At 33.4% G+C, this 21,271-nt stretch carries 13 protein-coding genes; 10 read left to right on the top strand and 3 right to left on the bottom strand.

The annotated features are described in order from the left end of the window. Positions 1–24: 24 nt before the first annotated feature. The 5 genes from AST99_RS07115 to AST99_RS07095 all read left to right on the top strand — a co-directional run bounded on the left by AST99_RS07115 (position 25) and on the right by AST99_RS07095 (position 8,095). The gene (locus tag AST99_RS07115) at positions 25–3,180 is read left to right on the top strand and encodes a SusC/RagA family TonB-linked outer membrane protein (protein ID WP_057780710.1); all 3,156 of its coding nucleotides are present in this window, start codon (positions 25–27) and stop codon (positions 3,178–3,180) included. A gap of 11 nt (positions 3,181–3,191) precedes the next feature. Next, entirely contained in the window at positions 3,192–4,631 is a 1,440-nt protein-coding gene (locus tag AST99_RS07110; protein WP_057780707.1) for a SusD/RagB family nutrient-binding outer membrane lipoprotein, read from the top strand. 224 nt (positions 4,632–4,855) lie between these two features. Further along, positions 4,856–6,421 carry a sulfatase gene (locus AST99_RS07105; RefSeq protein ID WP_083495621.1) on the top strand — a complete coding sequence of 522 codons (1,566 nt, stop codon included), beginning with the start codon at positions 4,856–4,858 and terminating at the stop codon, positions 6,419–6,421. Between the two features lie 13 nt (positions 6,422–6,434). Further along, entirely contained in the window at positions 6,435–7,238 is an 804-nt protein-coding gene (locus AST99_RS07100; protein WP_057780704.1) for an aspartate/glutamate racemase family protein, read from the top strand. Between the two features lie 125 nt (positions 7,239–7,363). Beyond that, complete coding sequence (locus AST99_RS07095) at positions 7,364–8,095, top strand: GNAT family N-acetyltransferase (RefSeq protein ID WP_232301595.1); 732 nt, start codon at positions 7,364–7,366, stop codon at positions 8,093–8,095. Positions 8,096–8,188: 93 nt separating this feature from the next. Here AST99_RS07095 and AST99_RS07090 read toward each other — a convergent pair whose 3' ends face one another. Both AST99_RS07090 and mfd read right to left on the bottom strand, forming a co-directional pair. Further along, positions 8,189–9,490 (bottom strand): TlpA family protein disulfide reductase, encoded by a 1,302-nt coding sequence (locus AST99_RS07090; RefSeq protein ID WP_057780701.1) that lies wholly within the window; start codon positions 9,488–9,490, stop codon positions 8,189–8,191. Between the two features lie 7 nt (positions 9,491–9,497). Then, the gene (gene mfd / locus AST99_RS07085) at positions 9,498–12,845 is read right to left on the bottom strand and encodes a transcription-repair coupling factor (RefSeq protein WP_057780698.1); all 3,348 of its coding nucleotides are present in this window, start codon (positions 12,843–12,845) and stop codon (positions 9,498–9,500) included. Between the two features lie 176 nt (positions 12,846–13,021). On the opposite strand from mfd, the gene AST99_RS07080 reads away from it, so the two are divergent. Next, positions 13,022–13,450, top strand: a complete 429-nt coding sequence (locus AST99_RS07080; RefSeq protein ID WP_057780695.1) for a tellurite resistance TerB family protein — start codon at positions 13,022–13,024, stop codon at positions 13,448–13,450. A gap of 66 nt (positions 13,451–13,516) precedes the next feature. Here AST99_RS07080 and fbp read toward each other — a convergent pair whose 3' ends face one another. Further along, positions 13,517–14,527 (bottom strand): class 1 fructose-bisphosphatase, encoded by a 1,011-nt coding sequence (fbp, locus tag AST99_RS07075; protein WP_057780692.1) that lies wholly within the window; start codon positions 14,525–14,527, stop codon positions 13,517–13,519. A gap of 113 nt (positions 14,528–14,640) precedes the next feature. Here fbp and AST99_RS07070 point away from each other — a divergent pair, with 113 nt between their 5' ends. The 4 genes from AST99_RS07070 to AST99_RS07055 all read left to right on the top strand — a co-directional run bounded on the left by AST99_RS07070 (position 14,641) and on the right by AST99_RS07055 (position 21,197). Beyond that, positions 14,641–15,120 (top strand): GNAT family N-acetyltransferase, encoded by a 480-nt coding sequence (locus AST99_RS07070; RefSeq protein ID WP_057780689.1) that lies wholly within the window; start codon positions 14,641–14,643, stop codon positions 15,118–15,120. After that, positions 15,121–16,368 (top strand): aspartate kinase, encoded by a 1,248-nt coding sequence (locus AST99_RS07065; protein WP_057780687.1) that lies wholly within the window; start codon positions 15,121–15,123, stop codon positions 16,366–16,368. It abuts the gene before it with no gap. Between the two features lie 22 nt (positions 16,369–16,390). After that, positions 16,391–18,229 (top strand): GNAT family N-acyltransferase, encoded by a 1,839-nt coding sequence (locus AST99_RS07060; protein WP_057780684.1) that lies wholly within the window; start codon positions 16,391–16,393, stop codon positions 18,227–18,229. A 295-nt stretch (positions 18,230–18,524) separates the two neighbouring features. Continuing rightward, positions 18,525–21,197, top strand: a complete 2,673-nt coding sequence (locus AST99_RS07055; protein ID WP_057780681.1) for an AsmA-like C-terminal region-containing protein — start codon at positions 18,525–18,527, stop codon at positions 21,195–21,197. The last annotated feature ends 74 nt before the right edge of the window (positions 21,198–21,271 follow it).

The raw sequence follows: 21,271 nt of genomic DNA, 5'->3' as shown, positions 1-21,271 counted from the left end.
ATTTTATAATAAAAACAACTGTGTATGAAAACAAAAATCTTCAAATTATTAATCTTCTTTATTACGATTCAATTCGGATGTATTCAGTATATATATTCGCAAGAAAATCATATTACGGGTAAGGTGATAGACGAATCCAATATTCCTGTTGCAGGAGTAACGGTTATGATAAAAGGTACTCGGACAGGTGTACAAACAGATTTTGATGGTAATTATTCTATTAAGGCAAATCAAGGGCAAGTTCTCGTGTATTCTTATTTAGGTATGGGAGATCAAGAAAAAACTATTGGTATGTCTACAAAAATAGACGTTACGTTATATGAAGATGCAGAAGCCCTTAATGAGGTTGTGGTGACTGCCATGGGGATAGAACGTGCTGAAAAAACATTAGGATATGCTGTGAGTACAGTAAAGGCCGAAGACTTCGAAGAAGCAAGAGAAACCGATCCTATTCAAGCATTACAAGGTAAACTGTCTGGTGTTCAGATTACCGGCGGAGGTGGAGGAGTGGGGACTTCTACAAAGATAACAGTAAGAGGGCTTACTCGTATATTTGGAGATAATAATCCCTTATGGGTAATAGATGGGGTTCCTATATCTGATAGTAATAGTTCTGACGGTGATATATCAGGAGGAGCAAATTACGGAAACAGAGCCCAAGATATTAATCCAGACGATATTGAAACGCTAACAGTGCTTAAAGGAGCGTCTGCTGCTGCTTTATATGGTTCAAGAGCATCTAATGGTGTTATTGTGGTAACTACTAAAAAAGGAAAAGGAAAGGGTGCAACCATTACTTATAGCTCAACAATGCGTTTTGATAACCCTCTACGACTTCCAGATTTTCAAAACAGTTATGGCCCAGGTAGTCTAGGAGTTTATAATGAGGCTGATGGCGATAATATACAAAACGCTTCTAAAGGTTGGGGACCTGCAATTTCAAGCGGAACAACGTACACAGATTATGCCGGTAATTTACAAACCTTTGAAGCGAATCCAGATCTTCAAAAAGATTTTTATGATTTAGGTTCAACTAGGGTACATAGTTTTTCAATTTCAGGAACTTCAAACGAAGGAAAAAATAATTATAGAGTTAGTACTTCTTATAGTTCGAAAGAAGGAATTTTACCAGGATCGTCTCTTGATAGATTGAATTTAGGACTTAAATCAGGTTCTGAATTCTCCGATAAGTTGAGTTCTGAATTCAGCGTAAATTATATTAATACAGCTATAGAAGGTGCAGTGGCAACAGGAGCAAATGACCCTAATGTATTAACAAGTATTATAAATACTTTACCAAGAGTTACTAATTTAGATGTTTTTAAGCCATGGGTAGCCGACGATGGTGTAACACAGCTAGCTCCTGTTGATGCTGATGGAACCAATAACCCGTATTGGATTGTTAATGAAAATCAAAGAACAGCTGATACCGAAAGATTTTTTGGGAACGTTGCTTTTACTTATAAGCCTATAGATCATTTTTCTATGTTAGGAAGAGTGGGGTATGATACTTACAATACAAAATATTTTAGAAATAATCACAAAGGAACTATAGGGCTTCTTGATGGTAATTACAGACAATCTACGACTAGTAGAAATGAAGTAACTCTAGATTATTTAGCAACTTATGATAATTCTTTTGAAGATTTTGATGTTACTTTAAGAGGAGGTGTACAATGGAATCAACAAACCACTGATGTTATTGGTAATATTGGTACAACTCTTACCATCCCTGAGCTTTTTGATCCAGGTAATGTAGAAAGTAATGTTCCTTTTAACAATTATTCTCAAACACGCATTTTTGGAGCTTTTGGAGATTTTACAATGACTTATAAAAAATGGCTTAGCTTAAATGCAACCGCAAGAAACGATTGGTCTTCTACATTACCAGAAGGTGCTAATAGTTATTTCTATCCATCTGTAGCTTTAAGTTTTGTTTTTACTGATGCCTTTAAAATTGACAGCAATATTTTAAGTTATGGTAAATTAAGAGGGAATTGGGCAAATGTAGGAGGTGATACAAGCGCATATCAATTAGATTATTTGTATTATCCTCAATCAAGTTGGTACGGACAATTTAGTACAAGTGGAACATTCCCTTTTGATGGTCAGCTTGCTTTTTCTGGTCCAAATTCACTGCCAAATGCAACTTTAAAACCAGAAAATCAATTAAGTAAAGAAATAGGTGTTGAATTGGGGTTTTTTAAAAACAGATTAACATTAGATGCAACGTATTATAAGACGAGTACTACTGATCAAATTATAGCATTATCTACTCCCGCTTCAACAGGATATAGTTCAGCATGGACTAATTTAGGAGAAATATCAAACACAGGTTTTGAATTACAATTAGGAATAAAATTAATTAGAGCTAAAGGGTTTAAATGGGACTTAAATTACAATTTCACAACCAATGAAACCATTATTGAAGATTTAGGGGATTTAGATACATATACTATGGCAAGTACCTATAATGGTTTAACAGTAGCTGCCGGACAAGGAGAAAGTATTGGTCTATATGGAAATCGATTTGCTAGAGCTGTAGATGAAAATGGTAATACTATCGAAGATCAGATATTAGTAGGTAGTACGGGTTTACGTTATGAAGGTAATACAGAACGCTTAGGTGATATAATGCCAGACTTCACAATGGGGCTTACTTCTGTATTTAGTTATAAAGGGTGGAGGCTCTCCACAACTTTTGATTGGAAAGAAGGCGGTGTTTTGTATTCGCAAACAGTATCTAATTTAAGAACCAGCGGTTTGGCTGCAGAAACGGCTGTAGATAGAGAAACACTTTTTGTAGATCCAAATACCTTTGTTGATAACGGAGATGGTACTTACTCTGAAAACACAACACCAATACCAAGCGTTCAAAGTTATTGGTCTAACTATTCTGCCGCTAGGATTCATGAAAGTAATACGTTTGATGCTACTTATATAAAATGGAGAGAGATAGCTTTATCTTATTCATTGAATAAAAAACAGTTAGAAAAGATACCTTTTAATGCTTTAAGATTTAGTCTACAAGGAAGAAATTTAGCTCTTTTTAATACGAGTATTCCTCATATTGATCCAGAAACAAATTTGTTTGGCTCAAGTAGTAATGGAGGAGGTATAGAATATAATGGTTTGCCTTCAACAAGTAGTATTGGGTTTGGTGTAAACGTTAAATTTTAAATAAGAAAAAGATGAAGAATACAATCATAAAAGCAAAGTATTTATTTTTATTATCGATAATTACATTCAGCTTAAACGGATGTACTGATGATATAACAGATATTAATGAAGATCCATTAGCAGTAACATCAGTACCACCTTATCTTTTATTTCCTGAGGTAATTGTAAATATGTCTTCGCAAAGAGTTATTGAATTTGCAGGTTCTAATATGCATGCGCAACAATGGGCCGGTAGTGGCGGTACCTGGCTTAGCAGAAGTAGATATACACTTGGAGTTCCTTCAGTAAATAATGCATGGACAAATTGGTATACAACCTGTTTAAAAAATTTATCTTTAGTAGAATTATTAGTTGAAACAGATTACCCAGATGATGTATATATTACTGCTCAAGCAAAAATATTAGAGGGGTTTATTTATTCTAACATCACGCAAGTCTGGGGAGAAGTTCCATTTACCCAAGCAGGAAATCCTGCAGAATATCCATATCCAGAGTTTGATTCTCAAGAAACGGTAATGGAAGGAATTGTAACTTTAATGGATGAAGCTATTGCCATTTTAGAACAAGATGTAGACTCTGATATTGTTGATGATTTAATTTTTGAAGGCGATAAAGAAGCATGGATTCGTTGGGCAAACTCTATTAAGTTAAAAATGCTCATGTTTATGGCAAATATAAAACCTACAGAAGTTTCTGATAGGCTTCAAGAAGTAGCAAACAGCGCGTTAATTCTAACTAACGAACAGGAAGCTAAATTACAATACAGTTCTGAAATTGGTAATGAAAATCCTAAATATACTTTCATAAATAATTATTGGGGTGGAAACATTAATTTATGGTATGCAGGAAAGCCACTTGTAGACCTTATGAACGATTTAGATGATCCTCGTAGAGCAACCTATTTTGATCTGAATATCAATGGTGTGTATGCAGGAATAATTCAAGGGTATACAGGTGTTGCATATATTTCAAAAATTAATGTAGATAATGTTCAAGCAGATACACCCGACAGGTACTCAACAGCATCAGAAACCTATTTTTTATTGGCAGATGCTGCTGCAAATGGATACATTTCAGGAGGTTTAGCTCAAGCTAACACATGGTTTATTGAAGGTGTTACGTTGTCTTTAGATTATTATGATGGTTCCTTGGGGGAGATTGCTCAAACAGATAAAGATACGTATATAGCAAGCTTACCAGATTTATCTACACTAACAACAGATGAAGCACTAGATTATATAAACGACCAGCATTATATCTCTTTATTTGGTAATGGTATAGAAGCGTGGAACTTATGGAAAAGAACCAAGTCGGTAGATTTCGATATTCCAAACCTTTCTGGTGCAACAGATGTAATTAGAAGATATACATATTCTAGCAATGAAGCTGCAGCTAACATAAACATACCTACGGAAGTAACTATAGAAGATCCTATGTGGTTCGAAAAATAAATTTTGAAACGCTAATTTATAGTCAGCTAGTGATATTTTATTTTTTTAGTTAGTCAATGTCTTTTAAATACTTATGAGATAAAACTGGATTTTATAATTACTAGCTGACCATAATTTAATGAAATAAATATGTCTATAAAAGTTTAAAAACAGTCTTATTGGTAATAAGATAAGATTGAAAATAAACACGAATAGCAAGTATTAAATTTTATGTAATAATAATTATGCAAAAAAATATATTTAACTACTTTACATTAATAGCTATTGTGATTTTAAGTGGATGCGAAAAAAAAGCAGACACTAAAGCAGTAAATATAGACATCAATAGGCCAAATATTTTATTTATCCCTATAGATGATCTTAGACCAGAGTTGGGGTGTTATGGTAATAGCGACGTAATATCTCCTAATATTGACAAATTAGCCTCTAATGGTGTTGTCTTTAATCGTGCCTACTGCCAACAAGCGGTATGTACAGCTTCTAGAACAAGTTTATTGACGGGTTTAAGACCCGACTCTACTCAGGTTTGGGATTTAAGAACACACTTTAGAGACCAAATGCCCGACCTGGTTTCTTTACCTCAATTTTTTAAAAATAATGGATATTACAGTGTAGGTTTAGGTAAAACGTTTCATAATACATTACAGGATTCTTTGGCCTGGAATGAGTATTTACATGTCGACGGATTTCCTTTCGATCCAGATGCCGTTTACGTAAACCAAGATAATATTATAGAGCAAAAAGAGCTAGAGTTAAAACGTTTAAAAGCCGGTAGAGCTAAATTTGATAAATATGGTTTTATCTATTCAAAAACCCGATCTAGTGAGATGGGACTTGCAGACGATGATGCTTATTATGATGGCGCTCAAACCACAATGGCAATCAAAAAATTAAGCGAATTAAAATCAAAAAATCAACCTTTCTTTTTATCTGTAGGTTTTTATAAACCACATTTGCCTTTTAATGCTCCCAAAAAGTATTGGGACATGTATAATAGAGAAGATATTAAATTAGCAGATAATCAATTTCAGCCCAAAGATAGCCCGTATTATGCTGTTCACGGAGATGCCGAACTTAGAGGATATATAGATGCTAAAAAGAATTTACCATATCCTATAGATGAACCTTGGGACGAAGACAAACAAAGAGAACTTAAACATGCTTATTATGCTTGTGTCTCCTATATAGATGCGCAAATAGGTAGAATTATGGACGAATTAGACCGTTTAGGGCTTAAAGATAACACCATTGTTGTACTTTGGGGAGATCATGGTTGGAAGCTTGGCGAGCATAATGGTTGGGGAAAACAAACCAATTACGAAATAGATGCTAGAGTGCCTTTAATTATTAGCGGAAATCAAGTCGCTGCTAAAGGCACAATGAGTGAAGCTTTAACAGAATTTGTAGATGTGTATCCTACACTCTGCGATATTACAGGTTTTAATGTGCCAGACTATTTACAAGGCACAAGTTTAAAGCCACTTTTAAAAGACCCAGATGCTAAAGTGAAAAACGCTGCTTACAGTCAGTTTTTACTAGGAAGATATGGTCCGCTTAAAGACAGAGAAGAAGAGCGAATGGGGTATACCATGAGAACAGATCGTTACCGTTATGTCGAGTGGTATTTGTGGAATGCCGATACAAAAGAAAAAGGGGCTTTAATTGGGACAGAACTTTTCGATCATGAACAGGATGATCAGGAGAATTATAATATTGCAAATCAAACAGAACATAAAGCGTTAATCCAGCAATTATCTCAAGAGTTAAAAGCAGGTTTTAGCACTTTGTAAGCTAATATAAAGTATGAAAAAATACATGTACGGACTGTTATTTATAGGACTTACGTCTTATAGCGTTCCAAAAAAACACATTATTACAGATCCAGTAAAATTAGAAGTAAAACAACCTAAAATGAATACATTAGGACTTATAGGCGGAACGTCTTGGCATTCTACCTTAGATTATTATAGTACAATCAATCAGGCGGTAAACGATCATTTTGGTAATAATACAAATCCACCATTATTAGTTTATACGCTTAATCAAGCTGAGGTCCACCGTTTTCAAAGAGAAGATAAATGGGATTCTATTGCAAATATGTTAACCACTGCAGCTATAAGTTTAAATAAGGCAGGAGCACAGTCGGTTATGTTTTGTGCAAACACACCCCATAAAGTATACAATTCAGTACAAGATCAATTGGATTTTCCTGTCATTCATATTGCAGATGTTACAGCAAAAGCCATTCATGAAAAGGCTTTAAAAAAAGTATGCTTTATTGGAACTAAATATAGCATGACAGAAGATTTTATTACAAAAAGAATTGAAGATAATGGTTTAGATGTTCTTGTGCCTGAAGACGATAAAGTAATAGATGAATTACATCGAATTATTATTGAAGAATTAACGTATGGCGAAGTTAAGCCTGAGTCTAAAAAGTATGTCTTAAGTGTTTTAAATGAGATGATAGATGATGGTGCAGAAGGCGTAATTTTAGGCTGTACAGAATTTCCTTTAATGATTTTTAAGGACGACTTAAAAGTTCCCATTTTTGATACCACTAAAATTCACTCCCAATCTGGAGTCGATTATATTTTAAAAGAGTAGGTTTGTTTATGTTATAGTAAACAATTTTGTTAGGCTGAACAGCAATATGCTGTTCAGCTTTTTTTTGCCTTAATCTGATACTAAAACTAAAGATGTTCTTTAAATTTGCCATTGTATAAAAGCGCATGGCCTTTGCTTATTCAGGCTTTTTAAATATTCAATTCATTATAATGATAGATTTAGATCAGCAATTAAAAAATCCAGTTTGGTATGCATTAAAAGAAACTCATAAAAAATTTGCGATTGAATTTGATGGTGTACAATTTTATGATCCTGAGATTTGTACGTTTGGGGCTTTTTTTGAAGAAGAGAAAACAGCGAAAGCTTCAAGTGAATATTCAAAAAAATGTGATAAATTTTTCTTTGTTTCAGAAGATCAAACTCCTTTAATAGATAATAATAAAGTCCGTTTAGAGAAAAAAATTGATGGTTGTCAGATGGTTTTAAATACATTGACTGATGTTTTAATAACAGAACAGATTGTATTGTTAGATGAAACACATCTTGATGAAATTTATGATTTAATTTGGATGGTCATGCCTGGTTTTTATCAGAAAAGGACTTTTAATATGGGTAAATATTTTGGTGTTTTTAAGGATGGTAAGTTAGTTTCAATAGCTGGTCAGCGTATGCAAACTAATCTTTTTATAGAGGTTAGTGCAGTTGTAACACATCCTAATTATACAAGAAAAGGGCTGTCTAAACAATTAATTTCTCATGTTACAAAAGACATTTTAAAAGAAAATAAGACACCTATTTTACATACAAATAAAGGAAACTTGGCTATTTCAATCTATGAAAAATTAGGTTATAAATTAACCAGAGATATGAATTGGTGGTTGTATAACAAGAAATAACATTATATATATCCTGTAGATAAGCAAAAAGCTGAGCAATTTATTATTGCTCAGCTTTTTGCTTTTTAATGCTATTTAGTAAATATCTAGTTTTTATTTTTGAGAGTCTAAGTAGGCTGTTAAAGCTGTTACATCATTTGGTTTAGCAACAATTTTCTTGTCTTTATCTAATACAAAAAACGATGGTGTACTTGAAATACCATAAGCAATAGGAATAGGATTATCCCATTTATTGTACCCGTAAATTTGAGTGAAATCCGGATAATCTACAATGGTTTTTTCCCAATTTTCACGTTCGTCTTCTAGCCCTACAGCTAAAACCTGAATGTTCTTTTTGTTGCTTAAATACGTCTTTAAAACTGGTAATTCTGCTAAACAATGTGAACAGGTGCTACTCCAAAATGTGACAATATAAAAATCTTTTCCGCTAAGCTCACTTAGTTTAGTACTGCCCATTTTAGAAGGCCAAGAGAAATCTGGAGCTGTTGCGCCCATAGCAGTATTCTGAAATGCTTTCATGTCAGACAACAGAATTTCGTCTTTAACAGGATCTAATAATTTCTGAAGGTGTTGTGAGGCAATGTAATTGGTAACCTCTTCATTGTTTTTATTTTTAAATTGATTCCATAACGATTCTAAAATTGATTTCTGAATCGCTTTTTCTTTTGAAGTTATACGCACAACATCATCTATATTGTTTTTATAAGATGTGTTTTTGTGCCCATTATCAACAAAGGTGTAGATGTATTTTATAGCGGCATCCATTAAGAATCCTGAACGTTGTAATACCGGATTACTAAAATCTATCGGATTAAAATAATGGGTTTTATAATTATTAAAGTAGGTTGCAGCATCTTCAAAAGTATTGGGTGTGTAAGTTCTGCTAGCTTTAATAAAATCATATGCTAACATGTCTTTAGACGCTTGTTCTGCTTTTTCTTGTATCTCTTTTAATTCTTTTATACAGGCAGTATATTCGGCTTTGTCTATGTCTTTATCACTGTAAAGGGTGTTAATTTTACCTTTAACAACATACATTTCGTGTTTGTAATTGTTTAGTAAAATATTCTCTTTAGACGCTTGAAAAGACATGCCTTTGTTTGCATTAAAATCGAAAACAACATCTTCATTATTGTAAATAAAATCGAAATTATATTGATCTTGAGGTAATGCATAAACTATGCGATACATACCCGGTTTTACAGAAGCATCTAACAGCATTTCAAAGCGACCATCTACAATGGTGGTGTTGTTAATGTAGACTGTTTTGGCAGGCTCTAGTTTGTATAATAGAGCTGCTTTAAATTGTTTTGCAGGAGAAAACGTACCTGAAATTTTATGCTGTGCAAAGACTAAAGTTGGAAGTAAGACTAGGGCTAATATTAATTTTTTCATGAATGTTTTAATTTAAAATAGGTTTTAGGGCAAGTAAGGCCTGTTTTACAGATTTAATATTGTCGAAGGTAAGTAATAAACGAAGTCCTGCACGAGTTTGTTTTTCCTTCATTTTACATGCTCTTGGATTGGTTTGTACAAATTTTAAAACGTTGGTAAAACTAGAACTTTGGTAGAATGAACTTTTTTGATCGCTCACAAAATAGCCAACCATTTTACCTTGTTTCATAACGAGTTTCTCAATTCCAATTTTTGTTGCAAGCCATTTTACGCGTACACTATTTAAGAGGTCTACAACTTGTATTGGTAATTCACCAAAACGGTCTGTAAGTTCTTTCTCGAAAGTTATTAATTCGTCTTCAGTTTTTAATTGGTTTAGCTGTGTATACAGATTTAAACGTTCGGCAATATTATTTACATAATCGTCTGGGAAAAGCAATTCAAAATCGGTATCTATAGTGATGTCTTTAACGTATTCTTTAGGCTTACCTTCTTCTTCTGGATATAAATCTTTAAACTCGTTTTCTTTTAATTCTTCAATGGCTTCATTTAAAATTTTCTGATAGGTGTCAAATCCAATATCATTTATAAATCCGCTTTGTTCTCCTCCTAATAAATCTCCTGCACCACGAATTTCTAAATCCTTCATGGCAATATTAAATCCGCTTCCTAACTCTGTAAATTGTTCCAGAGCGGTAATACGTTTTCTGGCATCTGCTGTCATAGAAGAATATTCTGGTGTGATGAAATAACAGAATGCTTTTTTGTTACTTCGTCCTACACGACCACGCATTTGGTGTAAATCGCTCAATCCAAAATTATTGGCATTATTTATAAAAATGGTGTTGGCGTTCGGGACATCTAAGCCACTTTCTACAATGGTTGTACTTACTAGTACATCAAAATCACCATTCATAAAAGCAAGCATCAGGTTTTCTAATTTTTTACCTTCCATTTGGCCGTGACCAATACCTACTTTAGCATCGGGAACCAAGCGCTGAATTAAACCGGCAACTTCCTTAATGTTTTCAATACGGTTATGAATGAAATAAATCTGTCCGCCACGCTGAATTTCATAACTCACAGCATCACGAATGGTTTCTTCTTCAAAACGAATTACATTACTTTCAATAGGGTAACGATTAGGTGGAGGTGTTGTAATTACCGATAAATCTCGAGCAGCCATTAAACTAAACTGAAGCGTTCTAGGAATTGGCGTCGCAGTTAATGTAAGTACGTCTACGTTATCTTTTAAAGTCTTAAGTTTTTCTTTTACAGCAACTCCAAACTTTTGTTCTTCATCTACAATTAATAAGCCCAAATCTTTAAAAACAACACTTTTGTTAACCAGTTGATGGGTTCCAATAATAATATCGACATGTCCTTTCTCCAAACGCTCTAATGTGTCGCGCTTTTCTTTAGCCGATCTAAATCGGTTAACATAATCTACCGTAACGGGGAAGTCTTTTAAACGCTCTCTAAAGGTTTTATGATGCTGATATGCTAAAATAGTTGTTGGTACCAAAACGGCCACTTGTTTACCATTATCTACCGCTTTAAAGGCTGCACGAATGGCAACTTCTGTTTTTCCAAATCCAACATCGCCACAAACTAAGCGATCCATAGGGCGTTCGCTTTCCATGTCGTTTTTAATATCGGCAGTAGAGGTGCTTTGATCTGGCGTGTCTTCGTAAATAAAAGAGGCTTCTAGTTCGTGTTGTAAATGGCTATCTGGATTATATTGATAGCCTTTTTCTAACTTACGTTTGGCATATAGTTTAATCAGGTTAAAGGCAATTTCTTTAACACGCGTTTTTGTTTTTTGCTTTAAGACTTTCCATGCGTTACTACCTAGTTTATGAATTTTTGGAGGCTTACCATCTTTACCATTAAACTTGGTAATTTTGTGTAACGCGTGTATACTTAAATATAAAATATCGCGCTCCCCATAAATTAGTTTTATGGCTTCTTGTTTTTTGCCTTCAACATCTATTTTTTGAAGTCCGCCAAAACGTCCTACACCGTGATCGATGTGGGTTACATAATCGCCAATTTCAAGATTGGTCAGTTCTTTTAAAGTGATGGATTGCTTTTTTGCATATCCATTTTTAAGACTGAATTTATGATAACGCTCAAAGATTTGATGGTCTGTATAGCACACCACTTGATTAGTGTGGTCTACAAATCCTTGGTGTAATGAAAGTACTATGGTTTGATAAGACACACCTTGTTCAATGTCTTGAAATATATCGTGAAAACGTTTCGCTTGTTGTTCACTTACACAGGCAATATAATTTGTAAACCCTTTGTTGTGATTGCTATTTAAATCGTCTATTAAAAGGTCGAATTGTTTATTAAATGAAGGCTGAGGTGTCGTGTTAAAAACAATCCCAGTATCTATGCTTTTGGTGAAATAATAACCGCTCCCAAATTCTACGACTGTGAATTTTAAAAGTTGTTTTTTAAGAAGTTCTGAATTGCAAAATAACTCGCTTGGTGTGCCGTGTTTTAAATCGGAATTTAAATTCTCGAAAGCCTCTTCAGCCTTGCCAAAAAGGACATCACTTCCTGAAAATAATAACTGACTGTTTTTAGAAAATACAACCGTTTTGGACGACATATATTTTAGAAAACTTTCGCGGCTTTCGTCTAAAAGTTTGTTCTCAACATTTGGAATAATGCTAATTTTCTTGATCTGTTCTGTAGAGAGTTGCGTTTCTACATCAAACGTTCTTATACTGTCCACATCGTCTCCAAAAAATTCTATACGATAAGGTTCGTCATGAGAGAAAGAAAATACATCTACAATACCACCACGGACAGAAAATTCTCCAGGTTCGGTTACAAAATCGACACGTTTAAATTTATATTCAAATAAAATTTCGTTTACAAAATCTATAGATAGATTATCGTTTACTGCAATTTTAAGGGTGTTGCGTTCTAACTCTTTTTTGGTAACAACTTTTTCAAATAACGCATCGGTATATGTAACGATTATGGCTGGTTTTTTACGCGAATTTATTCGGTTTAAAACTTCGGCACGTAATAATACGTTAGCATTATCGGTTTCTTCAATCTGATAAGGTCTGCGGTAACTTCCAGGATAAAAGAGTACATCCTTAGTGTTTAATAACTGTTCTAAATCGTTTAAATAATAGGCCGCTTCTTCTTTATCATTAAAAATTAATAAGAAAGGTTTTTCTGCATATTTAAAAACTTCGGCGATCACTAAAGAAAACGAAGAGCCTACAAGACCTTTTAAAACCGTTTTACTTTCACTTTTAGAAATGGCAAGTTGCAAATTTTGCGTTTGCAAAGTTTGTGCAAATGTTTGCAAGAGGTTATTTTTACTCAAGGCAATTTATTTTTTGCAAATATAGGGCATGTGTTTATAAATAATGTTAACGATTTATGAAATTAAAAAGGATTGATAATTGAATTTTTATTAAATTTATTAAGAAAATTTACTGATAATTAAATTTATTAACAATTAAAGTTTATTTATATTAGTCGCCTCAAAAAATAAAAGATATGTCTTATTCAAAATTATTTGGTAGCGGATTTACAGAACGTAATAAAGATCATTTTGCGGCGATAGTACATGTGGCTATGGATGACGGTATTATTTCGGCAGAAGAGCGTGCATTTTTAGATCGCGTAGCTACTAATTTACACATAAATGAAAAGGATTACGAACAGATTTTAATTGATTATAAATCTCACCCAATTAATCCTCCTGTAGAATATGATAAGCGTTTAGAGCGTTTATACGATTTGGCACGTATGGTAAATTTAGACCATATAAATGGTGAAAGTGAAATTACTTTACTACGTAAAATGTGTCTTGGTTTAGGTTTTTCTTCTAATCACAGAGCTATTGTAGAAAAGTCTTTAGAACTAGTAGAAAACGACGTAGATTTAGAAACGTTTGTTGCAGAAATGAAAAAAATGAAGAAGTAAGCATTTACTTTCTTCTAATAATAAAAAAAGCGAGCATTTAATAATGCTCGCTTTTTTTATTTGAAATTATTGTTTTGCGTTGCGTTCAAACTCTTCGGCTTTTTCAACCATGTTTTTACTTCCGCATATAAAAGGCACACGTTCGTGTAACTCTGTTGGTTTAATGTCCATAATACGTCTAAAACCGTCGCTGGCTTTTCCGTTAGCTTGTTCTGCTAAGAATGCCATAGGATTACATTCGTATAATAAACGCAATTTACCTTGTGGGTTTTTAGAACTTTTAGGGTATAAATAAATACCACCTTTAATCATGTTTCTATGAAAATCGGATACTAAAGATCCAATGTATCTAGAAGTATACGGTCTGTCGCCTTCTTCTTTTTGGCAATATTTAATGTAATCTTTTATACCTTGAGGGAAATGAATGTAGTTTCCTTCGTTACAAGAATAAATTTGACCATCTTCAGGGAACGACATATCTGGATGCGATAAGTAAAAGGTTCCAATTGCAGGGTTTAATGTAAAACCATTTACACCGGCTCCAGTAGTATATACTAACATGGTAGAGGTTCCGTAAACAACATAACCAGCTGCTACTTGTTGGTGACCTTCTTGTAAGAAATCTTCAATAGTAACAGGAGTTCCTACAGGAGTAACACGTCTGTAAATCGAGAAAATGGTACCTACAGAAACGTTTACATCAATGTTAGAAGATCCATCTAAAGGATCAATTAATACAATGTATTTATTTTGGTTGTTAGAATCTTGACTGTTAATAGTGATAAAATCATCTTCTTCTTCACTCGCAATACCACAAACAATATTTCGTTTTTTTAGTGTTTGTATAAAAATATCATTAGCGTAAACATCTAGTTTTTGTTGGTCTTCACCTTGAATGTTTACATCTCCAGCAGCACCTATGATGTCTACTAATCCTGCTTTATTCACTTCGTGGTTTACAACTTTAGCAGCTAATCGGATAGAATTTAATAATCGTGTTAACTCTCCTGTGGTGTATTTAAAAGCGGTTTGGTTTTCGATAATAAATTCACCTAGTGTTTTGTTCTGTTTTGACATTTGTTGGTAATGTTTGTTTTTTACAAATATCGTGTTTTTTGTTAAACTATAACGTTTGAGTCAAAATTATAATCCATTCATTTTACATATATTTGATGACTTAAAGCATTATTATGAATATTAAAATAAGACCAGCCAAAATTGAAGATATGGCAGGCGTACTTGAACTTATTTACGAATTAGCCATTTACGAAAAAGAGCCTGAAGCTGTAGAAGTTACAGTGAGCGATTTGGAACGCGATGGTTTTGGAGCGCACCCATTATTTACATGTTTTGTAGCAGAAATTGAAGGAGAAATAAAAGGTATTGCTTTGGTTTATAATCGTTATTCGACTTGGAAGGGACCTATTATTCATTTAGAAGATTTAATTGTAAATGAAGCCTATAGAGGTACTGGAGTGGGAACTGCTTTGCTAAACGAAGTTGTTAAATATGGACATAGTAAAGGCGCGAAACGTATTAATTGGGAGGTTATAGATTGGAACGAACCAGCAATTGCTTTTTACGAAAGCAAAGGAGCAACCGTGTTACGGGATTGGGATGTTGTGCAATTAAACGAAGCAGCCATAAAGAATTACATTGATAAGTTGTAAATGAAAATATTTAAATTCGGAGGTGCTTCTGTAAAAGATGCCGAAGGGGTTAAAAACTTGTCTGCAATTTTAAAAGATTACTCTAATGAATATCCTGTTGTAATCATATCTGCAATGGGAAAGATTACAAACGCTTTAGAGGCTGTTGTCTCTAATTATTTGTATTCGAAATCTGAATTGAATGCTTCTATTCATGTGGTTTCAGATTTTCATGAAACCATAATTTCAGATCTGTTTTCAGATAAAAACCATCCTATATTTAATGTCGTTTTAAATTATATAAATGAGTTAAAAACGATTTTAAAAACCAATACGTCTACCGATTATGACTTTGTTTACGATCAGATTATTGGGTTTGGCGAGCTGCTCTCAACAGCTATAGTGAGTGCATACTTAAACAAAATAGGCCTGAACACTACTTGGTTAGATGTGCGTAATTATATACATACAGATGCAAACTTTAGGCGAGCTACTGTGAATTGGGAGGTTACAGAGCGACAGATTTCAATTTTAGCAAACCAAAATACGGTTTTTATAACGCAAGGCTTTTTAGGAAGTGATTCTAAAAATACAACTACTTTAGGACGTGAGGGAAGCGATTATACCGCTGCCATTTTTGCCTATGCGTTACGTGCAGAAAGTGTTACCATTTGGAAAGATGTACCAGGCGTACTTAATGCCGATCCTAGATACTTTAAAGACGCCCAACTGTTAGCACAATTGTCTTATACAGAAGCTATCGAATTAGCGTTTTATGGTGCCAGTGTCATTCATCCTAAAACCTTGCAGCCCTTACAGCGTAGAGGTATTCCGTTGTATGTAAAATCGTTTTTAAATCCAGAAGCTCAGGGTACTGTAGTCAATTCCTGTTTAGGAATTAGTCCAAAAGTACCGTGTTATATTGTTAAAAAACAACAGATATTAATATGTATTTCGTCTTTAGATTTTTCTTACATTGTAGAAGAAAATATTAGCGATATTTTTAATATTTTACATCGCTTTAAAATGAAAGTCGACTTAATTCAGAATTCAGCCATTAGCTTTTCTGTGTGTGTAGAAGATGTTTTTAATAATTTAGAACACGTTTTAGAGCAATTTCGCGTTACTTATAAAGTCTCACATGTTTCTAATGTGGCTTTATACACTGTAAGACATTACGTTACTGACGCTACAGATTCATTTACAAAAAACAAAAACATACTATTACAACAGCGTACACAAGACACGTTACAAATAGTAACTAAATAAACAATTTACTACATTTGCGACCATGGCGAAAAATGATGAAAAGGGATTAGTAACTGCAAATGAAGTCGCAAGTGCTATCAATTTAGATAAATTGGGCTTTCTAGGCACTTTTGTGGGCTGGAGTTTAATGAAGGTTTTAAAAATTTCTGCAATAAATGACTTTTACCTTGAAAATAAACACTTAGAAAACACAGTGTTTTTAGATCGTATTTTAGAGCATTTTGATATCAAATTTGAGATTCCAGAAGAAGATTTAAAACGATTACCAAAAAACGGTGCATTTATTACAGTGTCTAACCATCCCTTAGGAGGTATAGACGGTATTTTACTACTTAAGTTGTTGTTAGAACAACGCGACGACTTTAAAATAATGGCCAATTTTTTACTGAACCGTATCGAGCCTTTGCAGCCATATATTATGCCTGTTAATCCGTTTGAAGATCGAAAAGATGTAAAATCTAGTGTTACAGGTTTTAAACAAGCGTTATTACATTTAAGAGAAGGACACCCGTTAGGATTGTTTCCTGCTGGTGAAGTCTCTACATATCGTGAAGGGAAATTGGTTGTAGATAAACCTTGGGAAGCCACAGCTTTAAAATTAGTAAAACGTGCAGAGGTTCCTGTAGTTCCTATTTATTTTCATGCTAAAAACAGCAAGTTGTTTTACGAAATCTCTAAGCTAAACGATACCTTAAGAACAGCAAAATTACCCTCAGAAGTACTTACTCAAAAACGACGTGTTATTAAAGTAAGAATCGGGAAACCTATTCCGGTATCAGACCAAAAAGAATTTTCAACCTTACCAGAATATAGTGAGTTTTTAAGACGTAAAACGTATATGTTGGCGAATGCCTTCGAAGAAAAATCGACCATTCTTAGAAGTTTAGCGTCTACCATAAATTTAAAGGCAACTAAAGCACCTAAACGTATTGTTACGCCTGGAGATGCCATTTTAATGGAAGAAGAGGTTAAGCAATTACGCGATTTAGACTGTAGGTTACTACAAAGTAAAAATTACGAGGTGTTCTTAGCATCTTCGAGCGATATGCCTACAATTCTTCGTGAAATAGGACGTTTACGCGAAATTACTTTTCGTGAGATTGGAGAAGGGACTAACGAGTCTATAGATTTAGATAAGTTTGATAGTTATTATCACCATATGTTTTTGTGGGACGACGAGCAAAAAGTTATTGCAGGGGCTTATCGCATGGGATTAGGGGCTGAGATATTTAAAAAATATGGTATTGATGGATTTTATCTTCAAGATTTATTCCGTTTCGAACCAGAATTACATAAAATGATGAGCGAGTCTATAGAAATGGGACGCGCTTTTATCATTAAAGAATTTCAGCAAAAACCCATGCCACTTTTCTTGCTTTGGAGAGGTATTGTACATACAACATTGCGTTTTCCAGAACATAAATATTTAATTGGAGGAGTTAGTATTAGTAATCAGTTTTCAAACTTTTCAAAATCGTTAATGATTGAGTTTATGAAATCTCATTATTACGATCCGTATGTGGCGCAATATGTGCATCCTAAAAAAGAATTTAAAGTGAAGCTAAAAGATGCAGATAAAGACTTTGTTTTTGATGCTACAGAAGCCGATTTAAATAAATTCGACAAAATTATTGATGAGGTAGAACCAGGGAATTTAAGATTACCTGTATTGCTTAAAAAGTATATCAAACAAAATGCCAGATTAGTAGCTTTTAATGTCGATCCATTATTTAATAATGCGGTAGATGGTTTAATGTATATTAAAATTGAAGATTTGCCAGAAAGTACTGTGCGTCCTGTAATGGAAGAATTTCAGGCGGAGTTGGAGCGCAAGTTTTCAAATGGTGAACAAGCAACCTAATTGAAAGTTTAATAATTTTTAATAGATAATAAATAAGAAGACTGTCTGTAAAGATGGTCTTTTTTAATAGAGTCAATAATCAGGTCAAAAACATCCTGATGTTCGTGATTATTTCTGTTCTTTTGTATGTTCTTAATTAAAAAAAAAAGAATTGAAACACTTGAAATTATAGCAGCATATTCTCAATTTTGCACAAATAGATAAACTTATATTAAAGTCCTTAAAGAAGTCTGAAAAAGGCCTCATTTTTGTGACAAAATGCAATGCTAAAATATAATTAGTAAATTATTTTAATATGAAAAAAACACTTAAAATAGTAGGAATTGTAATTGGATTACTGATTGTTTTCTTAATAGCAGCTCCCTTTATATTTGAAGGAAAAATACTTGATATTGTAAAAAGTACGGTTAATAAAAATATTGATGCAGAATTCGATTTTGCAGATGCAGATATTAGTTTTATAAGAAATTTTCCAGAAGTTACAGTTTCTGTAAACGACATGAGTATTTTAAATACCGGAACATTTGCTGGCAAAACGTTAGTTGCTGCAAAAAGCGCAAATATTAGCGTGCCGTTTATGCAAATTTTTAATAGCGAAGGTGAATCGTATACTGTAAATTCATTCAGTATAGATGGAGCGGTTGTTAATATTCTTATAGATGAAGATGGTAATGTAAATTACGATATTGCTAAAAAGGATGGAACAGAAGTTCCTGTAACAACGTCAGAAACTCCAGCGAGTACAGTGTCTTTGTCTATTCAGAATTACGACATCTCCAATTCTCAAATTAAATATTACGACGAGCAGGGAAAAATGTATTTTGAATTAAACGATTTTAATCATTCCGGTACAGGAGACCTTTCTGCAGTAAAATCGGAACTGGATACTAAAACCAGCGGACTCGTATCTTTTGATATGGATGGTACCAATTATTTTAAAGACACACCTGTAACGTTAGATGCTAAATTGGGTGTAGATTTAGAACAAAACATATATACGTTTTTAGAAAATAAAGCTGTAATTAATCAATTAGAATTGGTTTTTGATGGAAATGTGAAGTTGAATGACGACAGTCAGGATGTAGCCATTACGTTTAAAACGCCATCATCAGATTTTAAAAACTTCTTAGCTTTAATTCCAAAAGAATATTCTAAAGAGATAGAAAATGTAAATACTACAGGCGATTTTGTAGTGCAAGGAAATTTTAACGGTACTGTAGACGATACGCATATTCCTAAATTTAATATAGATATTACCTCAAATAATGCATCGTTTAAATATCCAGATTTACCACAATCGGTATCTAATATCACCATAGATACTAAGATTGCTAACGAGACTGGGTTATTAGAAAATACCTATGTTAATATAAATGCCTTAACGTTTAAGATTGCACAAGATGTATTTAGTGCTAGTGCTAATATTAAGAATCTAATGGGAAATCCATTGGTTAATGCAAACTTAAAAGGACGTATTAATTTAGGAAATCTATCACAAGCTTATCCTTTTGATGTAGAACAACAAATGCAAGGTGTTTTAGATGCTAACATTGCAACGGCATTCGATATGAAAGCTATAGAAGATGGTCGCTATCAAGACACTAAAAATAGTGGATCGTTAGGATTAAGTGGTTTTGAATTCAATTCTGAAGATCTAACAAATCCAATTCAAATATCTAAAGCTGGATTAACATTCAACACCCAGAATGTTACTTTAAATACGTTTGAAGCAAAAACCGGACAAACAGATCTGTCTGCAAAAGGATCTATAGATAATTTATTGGGTTATATGTTTAACGACCAATTGCTAAAAGGTAACTTTACTTTAAATTCTAACAGGTTTGCGCTTAACGATTTTATGACTGAAAGCGAAAATCCTGAGGATACCGACGCAAATAAAACAACAACAGAGTCAACTTCAGAAATGAATACTACTGAAGCCATAAAAATTCCTGCATTTTTAGACGCTACTATCGTTGCAAAAGCCAATACCGTATTATACGATAATTTAACGTTAAAAGATGCGTCAGGATCTTTACTTGTAAAAGATGAAACCGTAACCTTAAAAGATTTTAAATCGAGCATATTTGGAGGACAAATAGCATTAAATGGAGCGGTGTCTACCAAAGCTGAAACCCCAACGTTTGATGTGAAATTGGGGATGCAAAGTTTTGATATGGCAGAATCTTTTAAAGGGTTAGATATGTTGAAAGCTCTAGCGCCAATAGCTCAAGCTTTTCAAGGTGTTTTAAATTCTAACTTTGAAATAAAAGGAGATTTAAGTAATGAATTTACCCCAAACTTGAGTACACTTTCGGGAAATGCATTGGCAGAAATTCTAGTAAGCGATGTCGATTCTGAAGATAGTAAAGTGTTGAGTACATTGGTAGATCGATTAGAGTTTTTAAATTTTAATGAAGGAGAAACTAAAAAAATAAATACAACCTTAACATTTGATAATGGGCAAGTGAATGTAAAACCGTTTAATCTTAAATTTAAAGATATAGATGTTCAGGTTGCTGGAAGTCATGGTTTTGATCAGACTTTAAATTATAACGCTACATTCGATGTGCCTGCCAAATATCTAGGAAAAGAAGCTCAAAGTTTATTATCAAAATTAAACGATGCTGAAGCAGAAAACATTTCTGTACCTGTTACAGCAAATATTGGTGGAAATGTTGGTAGTCCATCGGTTACTACAGATTTAAGTGCTACTGCAACGGCATTAACCAATAAATTAGTCGAAATGCAGAAAGACAAACTTTTAAATGAAGGGAGTACGAAAGTAAAGGATGCTTTAAGCAATTTTTTAGGAACAAACAGTTCTAAAGATAGTACTACAGTAACGACTGATGCAGCAACAAAAACTAAAGATTCTGTAACTACAGATAACATAAAGAAAGCTGCCGATAATTTATTAAATGGCTTATTCGGAAAGAAAAAAGAAGAGACTAATACAGGAGATTAGATCTACTATAGTCCTAAATAGAGCTCATTTATAATTCAAATAAAAAAAGCTGAAGGTTATACATCTTCAGCTTT

The organism is Formosa algae (assembly GCF_001439665.1).
GTDB lineage: Bacteria > Bacteroidota > Bacteroidia > Flavobacteriales > Flavobacteriaceae > Formosa > Formosa algae.
The sequence above is the reverse complement of the archived record's forward strand: the minus strand, read 5'-3'. Positions and strand labels throughout refer to the sequence as shown.